The sequence below is a fragment of the Candidatus Woesearchaeota archaeon genome (assembly GCA_030651135.1).
Classification (GTDB): domain Archaea; phylum Nanobdellota; class Nanobdellia; order Woesearchaeales; family JACPBO01; genus JACPBO01.
On the sequence record JAUSCS010000002.1, the window covers coordinates 1 to 4,901 of the forward strand.

A 4,901-nucleotide genomic window follows, 5' to 3' on the forward strand; every position below is an offset into this window, starting at 1 on the left:
TAAGCAGAGCTAATGAACCCCGCTTTCTTGCGCTCAATGTATAAGATATAAAAGCGCAATAAAGCTGGATGATTTTATTCGCTTTGCTCCATAAAATCATATGTTGTTAATTTATTTTCCAATTATAGTTTCTCTTTTCGCTATAGCTTTTGTTTATTTCCTAATTGCAAAAATTAGAAAAGCTCCAGTAGCAAAAGATAAGGCATTGGCAATCACTCAGGCCATACAAGAAGGAGCCACATCTTATTTAAAAAGACAATATAAAACAGTAGGCATTGTCGCAGTTGTATTATTTTTTGTTATTTGGATTTTTTTCAGCCAGCAATCTGGCTTTACGGTTGGACTTAAAATGGCTGTCGGATTTTTGATTGGGGCTGTGCTTTCGGGGGCTTCCGGATTTATTGGTATGCTGGTTTCTACTCAAGCAAATACAAGAGTGGCAGAGGGTGCAAAAAAGGGTTTGGCAGAAGCTTTGGATTTATCTTTTAAGGGAGGCCTCGTAACAGGACTTTTGGTTGTCAGCTTGGGATTGCTGGCTGTATCAGGATATTATTTTTTAACAGGCATAGAGGGCTTAATTGCTCTTGGCTTTGGAGCAAGCTTGATTTCTGTTTTTGCAAGAGTTGGCGGAGGTATTTATACAAAAGCGGCTGACGTGGGAGCCGATTTAGTTGGTAAAGTAGAAAAAGGAATTCCAGAAGACGACCCAAGGAACCCGGCTGTAATTGCAGACCAAGTCGGAGATAATGTTGGCGACTGCGCAGGTATGGCTGCCGACATTTTTGAAACATATAGCGTTACAATTGTTGCCACAATGATTTTAGGGGCATTGCTTTTTCCAAAATCTCCGCAATTTGTGCTTTTACCATTATTTTTGAGCAGTGTTTCTATTTTAACTTCAATTATCGGCAGTTTCTTTGTAAAATTAGGCAGAAACAGAAGTATTATGGGGTCTATGTATAAAGGGCTGGCTGTATCTGTAATTTTATCTGCTATAAGCTTTTATCCTTTAATTACAAGAATGATGGCGGGCCAATATATTAATGCAGTTAATCTTTATTTTGCTTCTTTGGTTGGTTTGGTAGTTGCCATAGGAATGTTTGTTATTACCGAATATTACACTTCAAAAAAATACGGACCAGTAAAATCTATTGCCAAGGCAAGCGAAACCGGGCATGCAACAAACATAATTAGAGGTTTAGGACTTGGGATGCAATCAACCGCTTTACCAGTTTTGTTAATCGCTTTTGGAACGATTATAAGTTTTCAATTAGCAGGAATTTATGGAGTGGCAATAGCTGTTATGGCAATGCTTTCTATTTCGGGGATTGTTGTTGGTGTTGATGCTTATGGCCCAATTACCGATAACGCAGGCGGGATTGCCGAAATGTCGGGGATGCCAGAAAACATCAGAAAAATCACAGATGAGCTAGATGCAGTTGGCAACACCACAAAAGCAGTAACTAAAGGTTATGCAATTGCTTCGGCTGGATTAGCCGCCCTAGTTTTATTTTCTGCGTATGCTGAGCAAGTCGGGGGCAAATTTATTTTAGATGATTCAAGGGTGATAGCCGGGCTTTTGATTGGAGGACTACTTCCCTATTTGTTTGCATCGTTTTTAATGGGAGCAGTTGGTAAAACCGCAGGCAAAGTTGTTGAAGAAGTGCGACGCCAGTTTAAAAATATTACTGGTTTAATGGAAGGCACAGCTAAGCCAGAATATGGCAAATGCGTTGATATTGTTACCAAGGCCGCCATAAAAGAAATGATGGTGCCGGCTTTAATTCCAGTAATAGCTCCCATATTAGTTGGCTTTATTTTAGGCCCGCAAGCTCTTGGCGGATTATTAATTGGAAGCATTATTACAGGTTTGTTTGTAGGCCTCTCAATGACAACAGGAGGCGCCGCATGGGACAATGCTAAAAAATACATAGAAGAGGGCAATTTGGGTGGTAAGGGCTCTTTTGCACATCAGGCCGCCGTCACAGGCGACACAGTCGGCGACCCTTATAAGGACACCGCAGGCCCAGCAATTAATCCAATGATAAAAGTACTTAACATTGTGGCATTATTGATTGTAAGCTTTTTAGTATAAATTTATGAATGAATTTATAAAACAAAATTGGTTCAAAGTTTTATTAGTTTTGTTACTTGGTATATTTATTGTTTTATCTATTACTCAAAATAGCAATAATACTAACGAAACAAAAAAGTCATTTTTAGAAAACGATATTTTTTCTGCTACTCAAATAACTTGTACATACCCACAGGTTTTAAATACGCATTATCTTAACAACGAGATATCCCACAATATACCAAAGCCAGAGACAAATCCTTTGATTTTTACTTTTTCAAAACTTGACGACCCTAAAGTAGGACAGTTAAGTTATATAGATTCAACCCAATCTATTACAAATGTTCCAATTATAAAATTAAGAGAAGATGAAGAGAAAATAATTTATATTGATGGCAATGGAGAAAATTATTTATCAGTTCACACCATATACAAAAAAGTTGGAGTTTCTATATATACAAAAAGTGTAAGTTTGCTCGGCATCCCCTCAGGGACTCTTGCTATGGGAAGTTGTGTTGGATATTAATTATAGGAATGGCGTCAACTCTAATTTTTAACAAAAAATAAATTTATGGAAAAGGAAAAAGTAAGACCAATTTATTCAGAATTACAAGGATATTTATCTCAAGCGCCAAAACTAGATACCACAAGTACTCGTACTTCCGATAGTGTATTTTGGATTCAAATCAATAATACAATTAATGAACTTAATAAAATTACAGAAAAAAATTATGACAGCTTTAGATTGAGTCCAGAAATTATGAGGGGCAACGGAATGAACACTCATGAATATATTCATATTGCAACCTACAGATTAAAATTGGGTGGGCTAATAGCTAAATTACATGGTGAATTCTTCTCAGAAGAGCCCGCTCCATTTAGTGGTATGCCAAGCACTATAATTAATCAAACGCAACAACAAAATCAATCTTTACAAGTACAAATGTTATTAGAAATGCAAGAAGAAATAAACAAAAAAATACAAAAAACGGAGGATCCTCAGGAAAAAACGTTTTTAGAAAAAATAAAATCTTCTTTATCTTCTGTTAAAAACGCTGCTGAATTTGTAGCTCTTGTACTTAAGGTTGGTAATGATTTGGGATTAACGATTCAACAAATTATGAAATTATTTTATTAAATAAAATGTCTGATTTAATTCAAAAAAAGTGTGTGCCGTGTGAAGGAGGCGTGCCGACTCTTACCGAAGAGGAAATTAAGAAATATATGCCACAGCTTAAGGATGGGTGGGAGGTTTTAGAAAATATAAAAATTAAGAAACTTTTTAAGCTCGCGGATTTTAAAGAGGCGATGGTTTTTGTGAATAAGGTTGCAGATTTGGCTGAAAGTGAGGGTCACCACCCCGATATTACTATTCATTATAATAAGGTGGATATTGTGATTTGGACTCACGCCATAGGAGGATTGTCCGAAAACGATTTTATATTGGCCGCAAAAATAGATAATATATGAAAACTAATTTAAAAAAACTGCTAAAGTCGCAAATGGAAATTGAGTTTGAACTGACCAGCGAGGAATTCCAAAAGCACATAGACAGTGCTCTTTTGCATTTAAAAGAGCACATTAAAATGGATGGATTTCGCAAAGGACATGTTCCAAAAGAAATGGTAAAAGAAAAAGTTGGTCAGGAAAATTTGCTTATGGAGGCGGGAGATTTGGCGGTAAGAGAGAGTTATTTAAAATATATTAAAGAAAATAATTTAGAGCCAATCGGCGAACCTCAAATTGAGATTTTAAAAATTGCAGAAGGTAATCCCCTTTTATTTAAAGCTACGATTACTGTTTTGCCTGAAATTTCTTTGCCAGATTACAAAGAAATCGCTTCATATATTAAAAAAGGCGAGATTACTGTTGATGAAAAAGAAGTTGAAGACACCTTAAATTATCTGCAAAAATCGCGAGTAAAATTTTCACAATTAGACAGGGAAGCAAAAAACAAAGACTTTGTTGAGATTATTTATCAGGCAGAAGGCATAAACGATGGAAAAGAGGTTAACGATAAGTTTGTTTTAGGAGAAGGCGGATTTATGAAAGGGTTTGAAGATAATATAGTTGGCTTGAAGGCCAGCGAAGAAAAAGAAATTTTAGTAAAGTTCCCCGACGATGCTCCCCGCAAAGATTTGGCAGGAAAAGAAGTTAGTTTTAAAGTAAAAATGGTTTCAGTGCAAAAAATGGAGCTTCCTGAAATTTCAGACGAATTTGCAAAAGAGATGGGGGCCTTTGATAGTTTGGTTGCGTTAAAAGAAAATTTAAAAGAGGGAATAACTTTAGAAAAAAAAGAATCAGAGAAACAAAGAAAAAGAGTGGAAATTTTAGAAAAAATAGCTGAAAAAATAGATTTTGAGATACCAGAAAGATTAGTTGAGGCCGAACAGCAAAGACTACTGGAAGATTTAAAAAATAATATTGCTAATAAATTTAAAATTTCTTTTGAAGAATATTTGGCTTCTGTGAAACAAACAGAAGAAGAAATTAAAAAGACATTTATTAAGGAAGCCGAAAAAAGAATTAAGAATTTTTTGGTTTTAAAAGAAATAGGCAAGAAAGAAAATATAGAAATTTCTGAGCAAGAACTGGATGAAGAATCAGAAAAAGCTCTGAGAAATTATTCAAAAGAGCAGATTTCAAAAATTGACATAAAGCAATTTAGAGAGTATACTAAAGACGTAATCTTCAATGAAAAAGTTTTCCAAGTATTAGAAAACTTTACAAAGTAAATTACGTACAATATAAGGATTACACTTCGTCCCGTGTAAGGGACTCAGTGTTAATTTTTAAGAGTTAAAAATCAACATGCCAATAGTTCCAA

General features: G+C 35.2%; 5 protein-coding genes. All 5 read left to right on the forward strand.

Annotation, left to right across the window (positions count from 1 at the left end; translation table 11 throughout):
* Nucleotides 1-100 precede the first annotated feature (100 nt).
* The 5 genes from Q7J54_00025 to tig are packed head-to-tail and all read left to right on the forward strand — an operon-like array spanning nt 101 to nt 4,809.
* Nucleotides 101-2,095, forward strand: coding sequence for a sodium-translocating pyrophosphatase (locus tag Q7J54_00025; protein ID MDO8739944.1), 1,995 nt, complete (start codon nt 101-103; stop codon nt 2,093-2,095).
* Between the two features lie 4 nt (nt 2,096-2,099).
* Nucleotides 2,100-2,600, forward strand: a complete 501-nt coding sequence (locus tag Q7J54_00030) for a hypothetical protein (protein MDO8739945.1) — start codon at nt 2,100-2,102, stop codon at nt 2,598-2,600.
* A gap of 45 nt (nt 2,601-2,645) precedes the next feature.
* A complete protein-coding gene (locus Q7J54_00035) occupies nt 2,646-3,212 on the forward strand; it encodes a hypothetical protein (protein ID MDO8739946.1) in 567 nt (188 codons plus the stop codon).
* Nucleotides 3,213-3,217: 5 nt separating this feature from the next.
* Nucleotides 3,218-3,544, forward strand: coding sequence for a 4a-hydroxytetrahydrobiopterin dehydratase (locus Q7J54_00040; protein ID MDO8739947.1), 327 nt, complete (start codon nt 3,218-3,220; stop codon nt 3,542-3,544).
* The gene (gene tig / locus Q7J54_00045; GenBank protein MDO8739948.1) at nt 3,541-4,809 is read left to right on the forward strand and encodes a trigger factor; all 1,269 of its coding nucleotides are present in this window, start codon (nt 3,541-3,543) and stop codon (nt 4,807-4,809) included. The genes Q7J54_00040 and tig overlap by 4 nt, the downstream gene beginning before the upstream one ends.
* The last annotated feature ends 92 nt before the right edge of the window (nt 4,810-4,901 follow it).